At 75.7% G+C, this 14,864-nt stretch carries 12 protein-coding genes; 5 read left to right on the top strand and 7 right to left on the bottom strand.

Annotated elements, in window-relative coordinates; all coding sequences use genetic code 11:
• Positions 1 to 137 precede the first annotated feature (137 nt).
• On the top strand, positions 138 to 2,435 hold the full coding sequence (locus IE170_RS26220) for an immune inhibitor A domain-containing protein (protein ID WP_229885182.1): 2,298 nt from the start codon (positions 138 to 140) through the stop codon (positions 2,433 to 2,435).
• 79 nt (positions 2,436 to 2,514) lie between these two features.
• Here IE170_RS26220 and IE170_RS26215 read toward each other — a convergent pair whose 3' ends face one another.
• Together IE170_RS26215 and IE170_RS26210 are read right to left on the bottom strand one after the other, a co-directional pair.
• On the bottom strand, positions 2,515 to 3,105 hold the full coding sequence (locus tag IE170_RS26215) for a hypothetical protein (protein WP_223856996.1): 591 nt from the start codon (positions 3,103 to 3,105) through the stop codon (positions 2,515 to 2,517).
• Positions 3,102 to 3,662, bottom strand: coding sequence for a hypothetical protein (locus IE170_RS26210; RefSeq protein WP_189811906.1), 561 nt, complete (start codon positions 3,660 to 3,662; stop codon positions 3,102 to 3,104). The genes IE170_RS26215 and IE170_RS26210 overlap by 4 nt, the downstream gene beginning before the upstream one ends.
• Before the next feature lie 211 nt (positions 3,663 to 3,873).
• Between IE170_RS26210 and IE170_RS26205 the strand changes: the two genes are divergently transcribed.
• Positions 3,874 to 4,419 carry a hypothetical protein gene (locus tag IE170_RS26205; RefSeq protein ID WP_229885168.1) on the top strand — a complete coding sequence of 182 codons (546 nt, stop codon included), beginning with the start codon at positions 3,874 to 3,876 and terminating at the stop codon, positions 4,417 to 4,419.
• Positions 4,416 to 5,102 (top strand): HAD family hydrolase, encoded by a 687-nt coding sequence (locus IE170_RS26200; RefSeq protein WP_189811905.1) that lies wholly within the window; start codon positions 4,416 to 4,418, stop codon positions 5,100 to 5,102. Before IE170_RS26205 ends, IE170_RS26200 begins: the two co-directional genes overlap by 4 nt.
• A 203-nt stretch (positions 5,103 to 5,305) precedes the next feature.
• Here IE170_RS26200 and IE170_RS26195 read toward each other — a convergent pair whose 3' ends face one another.
• From IE170_RS26195 to IE170_RS26180, 4 genes are all read right to left on the bottom strand, one after another.
• On the bottom strand, positions 5,306 to 6,307 hold the full coding sequence (locus tag IE170_RS26195) for a helix-turn-helix transcriptional regulator (RefSeq protein ID WP_223856997.1): 1,002 nt from the start codon (positions 6,305 to 6,307) through the stop codon (positions 5,306 to 5,308).
• 502 nt (positions 6,308 to 6,809) lie between these two features.
• Positions 6,810 to 7,085, bottom strand: a complete 276-nt coding sequence (locus tag IE170_RS26190) for an isoamylase early set domain-containing protein (RefSeq protein ID WP_189811904.1) — start codon at positions 7,083 to 7,085, stop codon at positions 6,810 to 6,812.
• 223 nt (positions 7,086 to 7,308) lie between these two features.
• Positions 7,309 to 8,460 carry a helix-turn-helix domain-containing protein gene (locus tag IE170_RS26185; protein WP_189811903.1) on the bottom strand — a complete coding sequence of 384 codons (1,152 nt, stop codon included), beginning with the start codon at positions 8,458 to 8,460 and terminating at the stop codon, positions 7,309 to 7,311.
• Positions 8,461 to 8,554: 94 nt separating this feature from the next.
• Positions 8,555 to 8,827 (bottom strand): hypothetical protein, encoded by a 273-nt coding sequence (locus IE170_RS26180; RefSeq protein ID WP_189811978.1) that lies wholly within the window; start codon positions 8,825 to 8,827, stop codon positions 8,555 to 8,557.
• A 118-nt stretch (positions 8,828 to 8,945) separates the two neighbouring features.
• On the opposite strand from IE170_RS26180, the gene IE170_RS26175 reads away from it, so the two are divergent.
• Together IE170_RS26175 and IE170_RS26170 are read left to right on the top strand one after the other, a co-directional pair.
• Complete coding sequence (locus IE170_RS26175) at positions 8,946 to 11,930, top strand: HAMP domain-containing protein (protein WP_223856998.1); 2,985 nt, start codon at positions 8,946 to 8,948, stop codon at positions 11,928 to 11,930.
• Between the two features lie 66 nt (positions 11,931 to 11,996).
• Positions 11,997 to 14,393: a SpoIIE family protein phosphatase gene (locus IE170_RS26170; protein ID WP_223856999.1), complete on the top strand. Its 2,397-nt coding sequence runs from the start codon at positions 11,997 to 11,999 to the stop codon at positions 14,391 to 14,393.
• On the opposite strand, the gene IE170_RS26165 is transcribed toward IE170_RS26170, so the two are convergent.
• Complete coding sequence (locus IE170_RS26165) at positions 14,381 to 14,809, bottom strand: STAS domain-containing protein (RefSeq protein ID WP_189811901.1); 429 nt, start codon at positions 14,807 to 14,809, stop codon at positions 14,381 to 14,383. The two genes, IE170_RS26170 and IE170_RS26165, sit on opposite strands and share 13 nt — an antisense overlap.
• Positions 14,810 to 14,864: the final 55 nt, after the last annotated feature.

Raw genomic sequence — 14,864 nt, 5'->3', positions numbered from 1 at the left:
GGTGGTACGAGGCGTTCGGGCGCGGGCCGTTCCAGCCGTTGCCCCACCCCTACCCATGACCTGTCACATGTGAAATATTACCTGCGCTTCTGCATGCCCCACCCAGTGAAAGGGCCGCCACGTTGCGCAGACTCGCCGTGGTGGCAGCGTCGATATCACTCGCGCTGCTCACCACCCCCGCCCTCGCCGCATCCGCACCCCCGCCCCCGCCGGCCGGCGCCCAGGCCGAGCACGCCGCCGCCCCGCCGCCCGCCCCGTTGGAGAGGGAGCGCCAGGCCCTGCGCCGCCAGGCGCTCGAGGGCATCGCCGCCGGCGGGGCCGGCGGGCTCCGGGAGCAGCGGCGCCCGGGCGCCGTGCCCCGGCAGGCCAAGGTCGGCGACCGGTACGTCGAACTCGCCCGGGAGCGCACGGACAAGGTCTTCGTCATCCTCGCCGAGTTCGGCGACCAGGTGGACAACACGACCGAGTTCGAGGGCAAGCCCCGTTTCGGCGGCACCCCCGGGCCCCGCCACAACACGATCGCCAAGCCGTCCCGCGAGGACAACCACACACTGTGGCGGAAGGACTTCGACCGCGCCTACTACCAGGAGCAGTTCTTCTCCACCGAGCCGCGGTCGGCGTCCGTGCGGGCCTACTACCGCCTTCAGTCCTCCGGGCGCTACGACATGGACGGGCACGTCACCGACTGGGTGCGGCTCCCCTGGAACGAGGCCCGCTACGGCACCGACAACTGCTCCGAGCCGGGCCAGTGCCGCACCAACTGGGACATGGTCCGCGACGCCACCGCCGCCTGGTACGACGCCGAGCGCGCGAAGGGCCGTACGCCGGAGCAGATCAAGGCGCAGCTCGCCGAGTACGACGTGTGGGACCGGTACGACGCCGACCGCGACGGCAACTTCGACGAGCCGGACGGCTACCTCGACCACCTGGTGATCGTGCACGCCGGCAAGGACCAGACCTGGGGCGGCGGCGCCCAGGGCAAGGACGCCGTCTGGGCGCACCGCTGGTTCGCGTACTGGGACCGGGCCGGCAGCGCCGGGCCCGACGGGAACAAGGCGGGCGGCACCCCCGTCGGCGACAGCGGCATCTGGGCGGGCGACTACCTGACGGGCGGCGAGAACAGCGGCGCCGGACTGTTCGCCCACGAGTACGGCCACGACCTGGGCCTGCCCGACCTGTACAGCTCGGACGGCGACAACAGCGTCAACTACTGGTCGCTGATGTCCTCCGGCTCGTACCTCGCCAAGGGCCGCAACACCACCGGCGCGTTCCCGGGCGACCTCGACCCGTGGAGCAAGCTCCAGCTGGGCTGGCTCGACTACACGGAGGCGGACGCGGGCCGCAGGACGCGCGCCGTGCTCGGCGTGTCCGGCTACAACACCGAGGACCCGCAGGCGCTGCTCGTGCACCTGCCGCCGTCGGTGACGCGCACGGAGCTGGCCGACCCGTACGAGGGCGCGAGCCAGTGGTGGAGCGGCACCGGGGACCTCATGGACAACACCCTGGGCAGGACGGTCGACCTGACGGGGGCAGCCGCGGGGCAGCCGGCCCGGCTGGACGCGCGCGTCTGGTACGACATCGAGCAGGACTTCGACTTCCTGACGGTGGAGGCCTCCACCGACGGCGCGGTGTGGAGCGCCCTGCCGGGCACGGTCGGCGGAGCGCCGGTCCCCGCGAAGGGCGTCTCCGGCACCTCGGGCGGCTGGACCGAACTCTCCGTCCCGCTGGACCGGTTCGCGGGCACGTCCTTCCGGCTGCGGCTGCGGGTGACCTCCGACGGCAACACCCACGGCAAGGGCGTCGCGTTCGACGACATCCGGATCACGGCCGACGGCCGCGAGGTGCTCCGCGACGGTGCGGAGCAGGGCGCGAACGGCTGGGAAGCGGTCAAGTGGTCGCGGACGGAGGGGCGTACGGGCAGTGCCCGGCACCCGCGCGCGTACCTCGTGGAGAACCGCCGGCACACCGGCTACGGGGCGTACCTGAAGACGGGCCCGTACAACTTCGGGTTCACCGGCGACCGCGTGGAGTTCTACCCGTACCAGCAGGGCGTGCTGATCTGGCTGTGGGACACCGCCTACAGCGACAACACCACGAAGGCCCACCCGGGCGCCGGCATGCTGCTGCCGGTCGACGCCCGGCCGGAGCCGCTGCGGCACGCGGACGGCTCGCTGCTGAACGCCCGGGCGCAGACGTTCGACGCGCCGTTCTCGCTGCGGTCCTCGGACCGGATCGTGCTCCACAAGGCGGGGACGCCGACGGTGGTCCCGGCACGGCCGGGCGTGGCCGTCTTCGACGACCGCCGCGGCTCCTACTGGCACCCGGACCTGCCGCAGGTCGGGGTCAAGGTGCCCGACACGGGGACGCGGATCGCGGTGGTGAAGGAGGCCGCCGGGGGCGCGCTGGCCACGGTGCAGGTCAGCCCGTCGCCGTGACGCGGGTCGCGGGCCCCTGATGGGGCGGCCCGCCGGCCTCGACGGGGCCGGCGGGCCGGGCGGGCGGCGGTATCGGGGCTCAGGTGGTGAGCAGGCGGTCGAAGAAGGAGCGGTAGCGCCGGAAGGCGAGCCGGAGGTCCTCGGTGGCGACCTCCTCGCCGCTGCCCCACTGCTTCTCCAACTCCTCCTTGTGGGAGGCGAACGTGCCGGCCAGGTGCTGCATGACGGCCGCCACGAGCTCGTCGGCCTCCCGGACCGACTCCCGCGGGTCGTCGACGAAGTCGCTCTGGATGCGGCTCCACCGCTCGCGGAAGTCCGCGGCCTCGGACTCCGGCATCAGCCGCTGGCCGCCGCCCCGGTCCGCGTCGTGCGCGTCGTCCGCTTCGTCCGCTTCGTCCGCACCGGTGTCGGCGCGGGCACCGGTCCCGGTTCCGCCCGCGGTACCGGTGTCCTCGGCCGTGTCCGCGGTCGTGTCCTCCTCCTCGGATCCGGCAAGCGGGGCGGCCTCGCCCGGGTAGGACGGGGCGCCCGTGCCCGTGTCCGGGCCGCCGTGCGGCTGTGCCAGCTCCTCGGTGGTCAGCCCGCCGTACGACCGGTTGGTGCCGGCGGATCCGGTGCCTTCGTCGGCGGACCGGAAGTCGTCGGGGTCGGGTGTCACGTGGTCTTTCATGGCTCCTCCGTCCGCTGCCGGTCCCCGGGGGCGACGAGGAGCTCGTCGAACAGGGCCCGGTAGTGCACCATCGCCCCGCGCAGTTCCTCCGTCGTCGCGCTTCCGGCGCCGCTGCGGATGTGTACGTCATGGGCGCTGCGGTAGTGCTCCAGGGTGCGGCCGTGTTCCACCGACAGGTCCTGGAGCTGCTGCCGGTAGCCGTCGGTCGGGTAGCCGCGGTCCCGCATGACGCGGGTGACGAGGGAGTCGGCGTCGGCCACGGCCGTCTGCGGCTGGTCGACGAACCGCTCCTGGATCCGCCCCCAGTCCCGGGCGTACTGCTCCCGCGCCTCGGGCGGGAGCTCCCGGATCTCCAGGGAGTCGTGGCGCCGCTCGCGGTCGCGCAGCTCCCGCTCGGCGGTCCTGCGGCCGCCCGACTCCTCGACCATGCGGTCGTACTCGGGGCCGAACCGGCTCTGCAGACGGCGTCGGCGGGTCGACATCCACACGCCCACGCCGATGAGTATCAGCACCAAGGCGCAGGCCACGATGATCGCGACGAGGGTTTCCGTTGACATGGCGCCTCCATGGCCTTGCGTTGAAGCTCACGGCACCTGCCCCTGCCGGTCGCGGCGAAACGCGCCCGCCGCCGGCGTCCTCAGGCCGCGGCCGACGGCTGACGGCCCGCGTTTCCGGGCGGCCGGGCCGGGCAGGCGCCGCTGCGGACGGGCGCGCCGCGCGAGCGCGCCGGCGTGCGGACGGCCGGAGCGGCCTGAGAGGAGAGCACCCGTGAGGAAGCGTTCCGAACCGGAGCCGAGACGACTGCTCGCCCTCTACATGGGCGACCATCTCGCGGGCGCCACCGCCGGTCTGGAGCTGATGCGGCGCATCGCCCGGCAGCACCGGGGCGGCCCGGCCGCGGCCCGGCTGGCCCGGCTGGCCGCGGAGGCCGAGGAGGACCGGGACGCGCTGCGGGAGGTGATGACGGCCCTCGGCCTCCCCCTGTCGTCCGGGCGCGCAGCCCTCGGCCGGCTCGGGGAGAAGGCCGGCCGGCTCAAGCTCAACGGCCGCCTGGTGAGCCGCTCTCCGCTCAGCGACGCGGTCGAACTGGAGGCCATGCGGCTGGGCGTCGAGGGCAAGGCCGACTGCTGGCGCTCCCTCCGGGCCGTCGCCGACACCGATCCGCGCATCGACCGGGGCCGCATCGATGCCCTCCTCGCCCGCGCCCGGCACCAGTCCGCCCTGCTGGGGATGCTGCGTACGGAGGCCTCCGACCGGGTGTTCGCCGGCGCCGCGCCGCGCACCCCGGCCCGGGCGGGAAGGGGACGGCTGTGACCGGGGGTACCGGGCGGGCCGCCCTGTTCGACATCGACGGCACCCTCACCGACACCAACCACCTGCACGTCGTCTGCTGGTGGGAGGCCCTGCGCCAGTCCGGGCACCGGGTGCCCATGGGGGCCGTGCACCGCGCCGTGGGCCTGCCCGGCGACGACCTGGTCACCCACCTCCTCGGCCCCGGCGACGAGGAGGAGCACGAGCGGATCCACACCGCGCACGGCGTCCTGTACGCGACGTACTACGACCGGCTGCCCGCGCTGGACGGGGCCGCCGACCTGCTGCGCCGGCTCGCCGGCGACGGCTGGGAGGTCGTCCTCGTCACATCGGCCTCGGGCGCGCAACTGGACGCGCTGCGGCGGGCGATGGGAGCGGACGACGCCATCACCGCCTGGACCAGCGCGGACGACGTGGAGCGCGGCAAACCGCATCCGGAGCCCCTGCAGCAGGCGCTCGACCTCGTGGGCGTCGGGGCGGACCGGGCCGTGTTCGTCGGCGACACCGTGTGGGACATGCGGGCGGCCGTCCGGGCGGGGGTGGCGCGGGTCGGCGTCCTGTCGGGCGGGATCCCCGCCGGCGATCTGCGGGCGGCCGGCGCCGAAGCGGTCTACGAGGGGCCGAGGGACGTGCTCGCCGGCCTGGGGACGGGCCCCTTCGCCCGGCTGCCCGCCGCCGGCGGCTAGCCCCCCTTCCGGACCTCGCTTCCCCGGCTCCGCTGGGAGGTGCCGCCAGACCCGCGTCGTCCGCCCCCGCCACGCCGCGTTGGCGGGCCGTCCGCGACCCCGGTACGGGGGCGGCCCTCGGCCTCGCTCTGCACGGCACCGGACGACGCGGGCTCGACCGGCACGATCCACAGCGCGCCCCGTGCCGCGACCGCCCCGGGGGCTCAGCGGGCGGGGCTGCGGGTGCGGAAGGTGTGCGAGGGCGTCGTCCCGTACGCCTGCCGGTAGGCGCTCGCGAACCGTCCGGCGTGGGCGAAGCCCCAGCGGGCGGCGATCGCGGTGACGGTCAGTCCGCCGCCCGGCTCCGCGGCCTGGAGTTCGGCGTGCACGTGGGCCAGCCGCACCCGGCGCAGGTAGCCGAGGGGGGTGGTGTCGGCGTGCCGGGCGAAGGCGTACTGGAGGGCGCGGGGCGTGACGGGCACGGCCGCGGCGATCTCGGCGAGCCCGATGTCGGCGTCGGCGTTGCCCTCGATGAAGGCGATGGCGCGGCGCAGCGTGTCGGAGGTGGCGTCCCTGCCGTCCCTCGGCCTCGGGGGCGCCTCCAGGCAGCCGAGGGCGTTGTTCGGGAACACGCTCAGGGCGGTCGCGGCCAGCAGCCGGGCGGATTCCGCGACGACCAGGGGCGATGCGGCGGCTTCGGGCACGAGGAGGGTGCTGTGCACGAACTCCGCGGTCCGCTGCCACGTCTCGGCCCGCGCCGCGTCGAGGGGGAGCAGACCGGTGAACCGCACGGTGCCGCGGGCCGGGAGGGGGCCGGCCTGCCGGGCGGCCGCGCGGACCAGCTCCCACGGCACGGCGACCGTGCGCAGCCGGACGTCCTCGGTGCGGGCGGTGCGGGCGCCGCCGAAGCGGCCGCCGAGGAAGACCTGGCCGGTCGCGAGCCGGTACTCGTCGGGCCCGTCCCGCAGCTCGATCCGGCCGGCCCGCACCACGCAGACGACCAGTCGGCCCGGCGGGCCGGAGTCGACGTGCAGCCGGCCGGGCAGGTCGACCTCGCCGCCGGAGAACGCGCCGGTGTCCGTGTGGACCAGGCGGTACGGGGCCCCGGGCGGGGCCGGCGCGCACATGCGCAGCCGGGATCCGTAGGCCTCCTCCAGGAAGGCGCGGGCGGCTTCGGGGCTGCTCGCCGCGTACCGGCGGCGCCCGGGTTCGGACGTCTGGGGCATCCGTCCCTCCCTCCCGTCCGCATCGCATCCGCAGCCCGTCCGCCGTGGGGCTTCGCCCGGGCCGTACGCGGGAGCTCGTACCGGCCCGGGCACGGGGTAGCGGAACTCCTGCCCTTTGCCCGCCCCGTTTCCCCGGCTCCCCTCCGCCTCGGTGAGGGGGTCGAGGCGCAACACCTACCCCATGGCCCCCTCCCGCCGCCACGGCCCGGCGGCAGGGCGGCCGGCCGGAGTTTCGCGCACCGGCCCGGGAGTCGCGGCCCCAGCCGCGACCCGGCCGCATGTATCCGGATAACGAAGAGACCCCGTACGTCACCCGGTCGGATCAGCCGCGGGTGGGCGCGTTTGACGCCGCCCGGAAGTGCGGGGGCAAAAAAAACCACCACCCCTGGGCCCGCGCCGGACGCGGGCGGGACAGGCGGTGGTGGGCCGGGCGGGCCGGCGGTGGCGGGTGCGCAACTCCCCCGAGTTCGAGTTGCGCACCCGGTCCGGCCGCGCGGGCCGGTCAGGTCGTCAGGCGGCTGTTGACGCCCTCGCGGCCGTCCGCCTCGTCCTCGTTGAACCAGTAGTCGCCCGCGGCGAGGTAGCGGAACTGGTGCACCCGCTGCGCCTCCAGCCGCACGGTGACGGCGCGGTTCCCGTCCGCCCGGGGGGTCAGCCGGTGGGTACCGGGCGTCCAGTCGTTGAAGTCCCCGACGACGCTGACGTCGCCCGCGGGCTCCTCCGGCGGGAGGACGAACGTCACCTCGGTGCGGTTCTTTCGAGCGGTGCGCTCCAGCACGAGCGCTCCTTCCTCTGGGGGTGGTACCGGAACATGGCGCCGGGGCGGCCGACTGGCGAGCGGCCGCCCCGGCCGTGCGGCCCTCAAGGTGTACCCCGGGGCCGATGCGACGCGCGGGAGGCGACACGCCCGGGCGCGCCGGATCGTTTCGCTCTGGGGATCCCCGCGGCCCGCGGACCCGGGCGCGTCGGGGGCCGTCCGCAAAGCGAAATCCGTGTGCCGCTCACCCGGACGGCCGACTCCGGCGCAAGGTTTCGCCTGGGGCCGCCCCGTACACGGCGGCGTAGGCGTCCGCGAACAGGCGGGGCCGGCCCCACCCCCAGCGGGCGGCGACGGCCGCGACCGCGGCGGGGACGCCGCCGGAGGGCCCGCCGGCGGCAAGGTCGGCGTGCGCCCTCATCAGCCGCACGCGCCGCAGGTGGGCTCGGGGGGTGGTGCCGAGGGCGTCGGCGAACGCCGTGTGCAGGACGCGGGGCGGCACTCCGGCCGCTGCGGCCATGTCCGACGGACCGATGGGGCTGTCGGCGTGGTCGTACGCGAACTCCGCGGCGCGGCGCAGGACGGCCGGGCCGACGCGTCCCGCCCCGGGTGCGAGGGGGTCGGGGCGGGCCCGGAACCCGGGGAAGGCCTCCAGGGCGACGGCCGCGAGCAGGCGGGCCGCTGCGTCCCTGACGAGGGGCGTGCCGGGGCCGGTGGCGGTGGGGCCGTCGTCCAGCAGGCTCCAGGCGTAGCGGACGGCGGCGCGCCAGCGGGCGGTCCCTGCGGGCGCGGCGCCGGTGTGCAGCCCGGGCGGGATGGGCGCTTCGGGCGGCAGTCCGGCGACGTCGCGCAGCAGGTCGGGGTGGAGGACGGCGGCGCGGGCGTGCATGTGCTCGACGGTGGTGCGCATGGGTGTGCCGGGCGCGGCGGCGAGGAGGACGCCGCCGGCGGCATAGGCGCCGGAGCGGCCGCATTCGAGCCGCATCCGGCCGCCGAGCACGTCGAGGACGAGGAGGCGGTCGAGGGGCTGCACCTCGTAGACGACCGAGGCGGCCAGGCGGCCTTCGTCCAGGCAGAGGGCGCCGGAGGTGCGCCGCTCGTGGCGGAAGACGGAGCCGCTGCGCGCCGCGGAGCCGAGGCGGACGGTGGTGCCGTAGGCCTCGGCGAGGTACGCGCGGGTCTCGTCGGCGGACGTGGTCCGGAAGAGGGTGCTGTGCACGGCGTCCGCCGCGGCGGGGCCCTCCGGCGGGGTCCCGCCGTGCCGGACGCCGTCGCCCTCCTGGATTAAGGCTCCCGGCCGTTCCGGCCCGTCCGCTGCCGGGCCGGGGCGGCCGCCGGTGCCGCCGCCGTCGCCGCCCGTCCCGGCCAGTCGCCCGGCGTCGTCCCTGCGCTCCACGGGCGGCACCTTACTGGGCCGCGTCCGGGCGTACGGGACGGAACCGCGGTACGGGGCCCTCCGGCCGTCCCCGAAACGAAACGCCGTCAGGGGCTCACTGGGCCGGAGGGCGGGCGCGGGCCGGGCGTACGCGCGGGTCGGGCGGCTCGGCGGGCGCGGGCCGCTCCGGGGCCGCGGGCGGGTCGGGTTCGGCGTTGGCTGCGGCGTAGCGGTCGGGGTCGGCCGGGGGTGCCGTGGAGCCGGTGCCGCGGCGGGAGGGGGAGCCGGGCGGGCGCCCGTGCTCGTCGACCATGGCGCCCTCGTCGGGGAGCGGCGCCGGGCCGGCTTCGCCCGTGCTGCGGGCCGGATCGGTGTCTGCCCTGTCCATGGTCCGCTCCTGCCCGGCGGCGGCCCGCGCACACCGCCGGCCGGCCCGGGAGCGGGGAGCCGCCGGGCGTGCTCCGTGCCACAGTGGAGTAGTCGAGGAGACTGCCAAGGGAAGCCTCATGGACGAGACGGACCGAACACTCGAGCAGCTGCTCGCGGGGTTGACCGCCGTGCGCGACGGCAACCTCGACACACGTTTGCCCGAGGACGCGGGCGGGCTGCCCGGCAAGATCGCCGCCGTGTACAACGGGATGGTGGCGCAGCTGTCCCTCGTCACGACCGAGGTTACCCGGGTGGCCGAGGAAGTCGGCGGGCAGGGGCTGCTCGGCGGGCAGGCGCGGGTGCCGCCCGTCGGCGGGGTGTGGCGACAGCTGACGGCCGGCGTGAACAGCATGGCCGACAACCTGACCTCGCAGGTCCGCAACATCTCCCAGGTGGCGACGGCCGTCGCCCGCGGCGACCTCACGCAGAAGATCCGCGTGGACGCCCGCGGGGAGATCCTGGAGCTGAAGGAGACCATCAACACGATGGTCGAGCGCCTGTCGTCGTTCGCCGAGGAGGTCACCCGCGTGGCCCGCGAGGTCGGCACCGAGGGCAATCTGGGCGGGCAGGCCACCGTCCACGGCGTGTCGGGCACGTGGAAGGACCTCACGGACAACGTCAACTCGATGGCGAACAACCTGACGAACCAGGTCCGCAACATCGCGCAGGTCACGACGGCCGTCGCCCAGGGCGACCTCACCCGCAAGATCGACGTGGACGCGCGCGGCGAGATCCTGGAGCTCAAGACCACGATCAACACGATGGTGGACCAGCTGGGTTCGTTCGCCGCGGAGGTGACCCGCGTCGCCCGAGAGGTCGGCAGCGAGGGCCGGCTCGGCGGCCAGGCCGAGGTGGCGGACGTGTCCGGCACGTGGAAGCGGCTCACGGAGAACGTGAACGAGCTGGCCGGGAACCTGACGCGCCAGGTCCGCGCCATCGCCGAGGTCACGAGCGCGGTGGCGCGCGGCGATCTCACGCGGACCGTCGCCGTGGACGCGCCGGGCGAGGTCGGCGCGCTGCGGGACAACATCAACGCGATGGTCGAGTCGCTGCGCGCGACGACCCGCGCCAACGAGGAGAAGGACTGGCTGAAGACGAACCTGGCCCGCATCTCCAGCGGGATCCAGGGCCGCCGCAGCCCGGCCGAGGTGGCCGAGCTGATCATGCGCGAGGTGCCCCCGCTGGTGCAGGCCCAGTACGGCAGCTTCTTCCTCGCGGAGGAGGGGCCGGACGGGACGGAGCTGGCGGCGATCGCCTCCTACGGGACGCCCGCCGGGGCGCCGCCCGGGGTGCGACGCGTCCGGATGGGGCAGTCGCTGGTCGGGCAGGCCGCCGCCGACGGCCGCACGCTCCTCGTGGAGGACCTGCCGCCCGGGTACGCGCGGATCTCCAGCGGTACGGGGTCGGCCGACGCGTCGGTGCTGATCGTGCTGCCGATCGTGGTCGAGGGCCAGGTGCTGGGCGCGCTCGAACTGGCGTCGGTGCACGCGTTCGCGCCGGTGCACCGGGACTTCCTGGAGCAGTTCACGGAGCTGCTCGGGGCGAACGTCGCCGCGCAGATCGCCAACGCCCGCACCGACGAGCTGCTGGAGCGCTCGCAGCAGCTGACCTCCGAGCTCAGCGCCCGCCAGCAGGAGATCCAGGCAAGGCAGCGGGAACTCCAGGACAGCAACGCCGAGTTGAAGGAGAAGGCGGCGCTGCTGGCCGACCGCAACCGGGACATCGAGCGCAAGAACCTCCAGATCGAGCAGGCCCGGCAGGAACTGGAGGAGCGGGCACAGCAGTTGGCGCGCGCCTCGCTGTACAAGTCGGAGTTCCTGGCGAACATGAGCCACGAGCTGCGCACCCCGCTGAACAGCCTGCTGATCCTCGCGCAGCTGCTCGCGCAGAACGCCGACGGGAACCTGACGGACAAGCAGGTGGACTACGCGACGGTCATCCACTCCGCCGGCTCCGACCTGCTCCAGTTGATCAACGACATCCTGGACCTGTCGAAGGTCGAGGCGGGCCGCATGGACGTCCACCGGGAGCCGGTGTCGCTCCAGCGGGTGCTGGACTACGCGGAGGCGACGTTCCGGCCGGTGGCGGACGAGCGGAAGCTGGACTTCACCGTCAGTGCCGCGCCGCGGGCCGGAGCGGGGCTGGTCACCGACGAGGGGCGGCTGCGGCAGGTGCTGCGCAACCTCCTGGGGAACGCGCTGAAGTTCACCGAGCGCGGCGAGGTGTCGCTGCGGGTCGAGCAGGCCGCGGAGTCGGAGGTCCCGCTGCCGCTGCGCGGCGCCGGGCCGGTGCTGGCGTTCCGCGTGGCCGACACGGGGATCGGGATCCCCTCCGACCGGGTGGAGTCGGTCTTCGGGGCGTTCCAACAGGGCGACCGGGGCACCGCAAGGGCGTACGGGGGCACCGGGCTCGGGCTGTCCATCAGCCGGGAGGTGGCCCGGCTGCTCGGCGGTACGATCACGCTGCAGAGCAGAGTGGGCGTGGGCAGCACGTTCACCCTGTACCTGCCGGAGACGGCCGGGCGGGCGGAGCAGCCGGCCCGGCAGGCTGCCGCGGACGCGGGCGGCTCCGCCGACACCGCGCCGGTCGGCGGCCCGGCGGTCGACGGCGTGTCGCCCCGGACGGCCGAGGCGACCGGGACGGCCGAGGTGGCCGAGGCGGTCCTGCCGCCGGAGGCGGACGCGCCCGGCACCGTCCTCGTCGTCGACGACGACAGCCGGAACGTCTACGCCCTGACGGAGATCCTGAGGACCGCGGGCCACGAGGTCCTGACGGCCGACAACGGCGCGGCGGGGATCCGGCTGCTCGCGGCGCACCCGGAGGTCGACCTGGTGATCATGGACTTGATGATGGCGGGCATGGACGGCTACGCGGCCACCCGGGCGATCCGCTCGATGCCGGGCCGCGGGTCGCTCCCCGTCGTCGTGGTGACGGCGAAGGCCATGCCCGACGACCAGTCCGAGGCCATGGCCGCCGGCGCCTCGGACTACCTGACGAAACCGGTGGACCCCGACGGGCTCCTCGCCACGATCCGGACGTGGCTGGGGACCGCCGCAACCTGACCGCCGTTCCCGGGCGGGGTTGCCGGAGGGCCGCCCGGGCAGACGCCCACGGAGATCGACGCCACGATGCCCGCACATGACAGCGACCGCGGCGCCGCCGACGGCGAGCGCGTCACCGGAAGCCTCGGCGCCGCCGCCACCGACAGGGAAGGCCCCGGAACCGCAATGAGCGTGCCGCGCAGTGGACTGGCCTCGGCCGTCGCGGAACTGACAGCCGAGGTGTCCGCCCTGCACGCCGAGCGCGCCCGGCGCCGGCTGATCGACCTGGCCTCGGGCGTCCTCGCCGGGCAGCTGGCCCTCTCCCCCGTCGAGGCGACCGACCACTTGTTGCGCCTGGCCGGGTCGATGGGCCTGTCCGCGGTCGACCTGGCCGCCGACATCGTCAACGCGGCCGCCGGAACGCACGTGTCCGACGGGCCCGCCCAAACGGCGGGGCGCGGAGCCCACGAAGCGGTCCCCGCCGCCGAGGCCCGCCGCATACGGCGCGGCATCGCCGCCACCGTGACCTCGGACACCGCCGCCGCGGCGGCGACCGCCCTGCTGGAGAACGGCCTGCACCGGCTCGGCGTCGAGGCCGTGTACCTGTGGCGGCGTACCCCCACGGCCTGCCTGGAACTGGCGGGGGAGGCCGGCGCCGACCCGCAGGAGGCCGCCCACTGGCACTGGATCCCGCCCGAGGCGGGCGGCCCGCTGCACCGTGTCCTGTCCGCCGGGAAGGCGGACTGGCTGCCGTCGGGTCCCGACCCCGGCGAGCGGCTGCCCGGAGGCCGGCCCGACGCGGCGCGGGCGCTGCTGCCGCTGGAGCTGGACGGCCGCACGGTCGGCGTGGCGCTGGCCGTGTGGCCCGGTCCGGCGCCCCTGGACCCGGCCGCACGGGACACCGTCGCGGCCCTGTGCGCACCCGCCGCGCACCATCTGGACGCCGCGGACACCGGGCGGGGCGTGCCGCCGCAGCTCGCCTCGCTGCTGGCCCAGCTCGACCATCCGGGCGTGGTGATCTGCCCGACGGCCGGTGACGGGCCGCCGGCGGCCGCCGGCCTTCCCGCGCACACCGTGGACTACCTCAACCCGGCCGCGCTGCGGGAGTTGGGGGCCTTCCCCTCCGCCGCGGGCCGGCCGGCCGCGCAGCTGTACCCGTCAGTCCACGACGAGCTGGTGGGGCTGATCGCCCGGGCGAACGCGGCGGGCGCGCCGCAGTACGCGCCCGTGCTGCCCGGCCCCGGGCCCGACGCCGCACCGGAGGGGGAGGCGCCCCGGCCCGAGATGGCCGAGGTGCGGGTGCTCCCGCTCGGCGGCGGGCGTGCCGCGGTGCTGTGGCGGACGGGCAGCCCGCACGGGGCGCCGCTCGCCCGCGCACTGAACCGGATCGACCGGCTGGCCGCGTTCGAGGACGACGCGTCCGGCGGGTCGGTGTGGGGCCCGGCGGCGTACGCCGTGTTCGGCCTCGACCCCGACCGCCCGCCCCTCCCGCTGCGCTCCCTCGGCAGGCGCCTGCACCCCGACGACACGGTCGTCCTGGACGGGCTGCTGGCGTCGATCACCGACCGGCACAAAGGCGCCCACTGCCTGGTGCGGGTCTACCGGCCCGACGGCGGGGTCCGGCACGTGCGGATCGCCGCCGAGCCGGTCCTGGCGGGCTCGGCCCTCGTCGGCATCGTCGGCGTGTACCAGGACGTCTCGGTGCAACACCACACGGAGCTGGCGCTCACTGCCACCTTCGAGCAGCTGTCGGCCGCCCAGGCCGAGGCCGTCCTGCGCGACCAGCTGGTGCTGCGGCTCCAGCAGGCGATCGTCCCGGAGGCGCCGTCGCTGGAGACGCCGCCCGGGCTGCGCGTCGCGGCCCGCTACCGGCCCGCCGCGGTGGAGGACCGGGTCGGCGGCGACTGGTACGACGTGCACCCGCTGCCCGGCGGGCGCGTACTGGTGACCGTCGGGGACATCGCGGGGCACGGGATCGGGGCCGCCACCGCGATGATCGCGCTGCGGGGGGCGCTGCACGGGCTGGCGTTCACGGGCGCCCCTCCGGAGCAGCTGATGGGCTGGCTGAACGACGTCGCGCTCGGCACGCCCGGCCAGCCGACGGCGACCGCGGTGTGCGCCCTGTTCGACCCGGCGGACCGCACCCTGGAGTGGGCCGGGGCCGGGCACCCGCCGCCGCTGCTGCTGCGGAGCGGCCGCGCCCGGTTCCTCGACGGTTCGCAGAACGTGCTGCTGGGGGCGCTGCCGGGGGCCGCGTACGAGGGGCGGTCGACGCAGTTGGAGGCCGGCGACACGCTGCTGCTGTACACGGACGGGTTCATCGAGCGGCGGCACACCGGGCTGGACGAGAGCCTCGCCTCGCTGCAGGTGGCTGCGGAGCGGTTGCGTCCGGGGCTGGTGGAGGATCAGGCGGACCAGCTGATGGGGGCGGCCGAGGGGGACACGGAGGACGACACGAGCCTGGTGGTCGTTCAGGTGTCGTGACCCGCCGCCGGGCCGGCGGTCAGGGCGGTGGCGAGGTCGGGATGGACGCGGAAGACGCCGTCGGCGCCGGTGAGGTGGAACATCCGGGCGACCTGCGAGGTGGGTCCGGCCAGTTCCATCGCCCCGCCGGCGGCGCGGGCCACGAGCCGGGCGCGGAGCAGGATGTTCAGGCCGGTCGAGTCGCAGAACCGCAGTCTGGAGAGGTCGACCAGCAGGTGCGGGGCGCCGCCCGCCGCCGCCGGGGCGTTCAGCGCGGTCTGCAGGGCGTCCCGAAGGGCCTCCGCGGTGTCGTGGTCGAGTTCGCCGGCCAGCAGGAGGACGACCGTCCCGGCCTCCGGCCGGACTTCGACGGCGAGGGCGCCGCGCGCCCCGTCCCCGTATTCGCCCTCCCGACTTCCGGCCGGCGGTGTGACCATCTGGACCTCCCGGGGAAGTGCGGGCCCGAGCTTCGTCGGCCGCCTACCCCCGCCG

It is taken from the genome of Streptomyces toxytricini, assembly GCF_014649915.1.
GTDB lineage: Bacteria > Actinomycetota > Actinomycetes > Streptomycetales > Streptomycetaceae > Streptomyces > Streptomyces toxytricini.
Note: the sequence above shows the minus strand (reverse complement) of the source record. Positions and strands in the feature narration are given on the sequence as shown.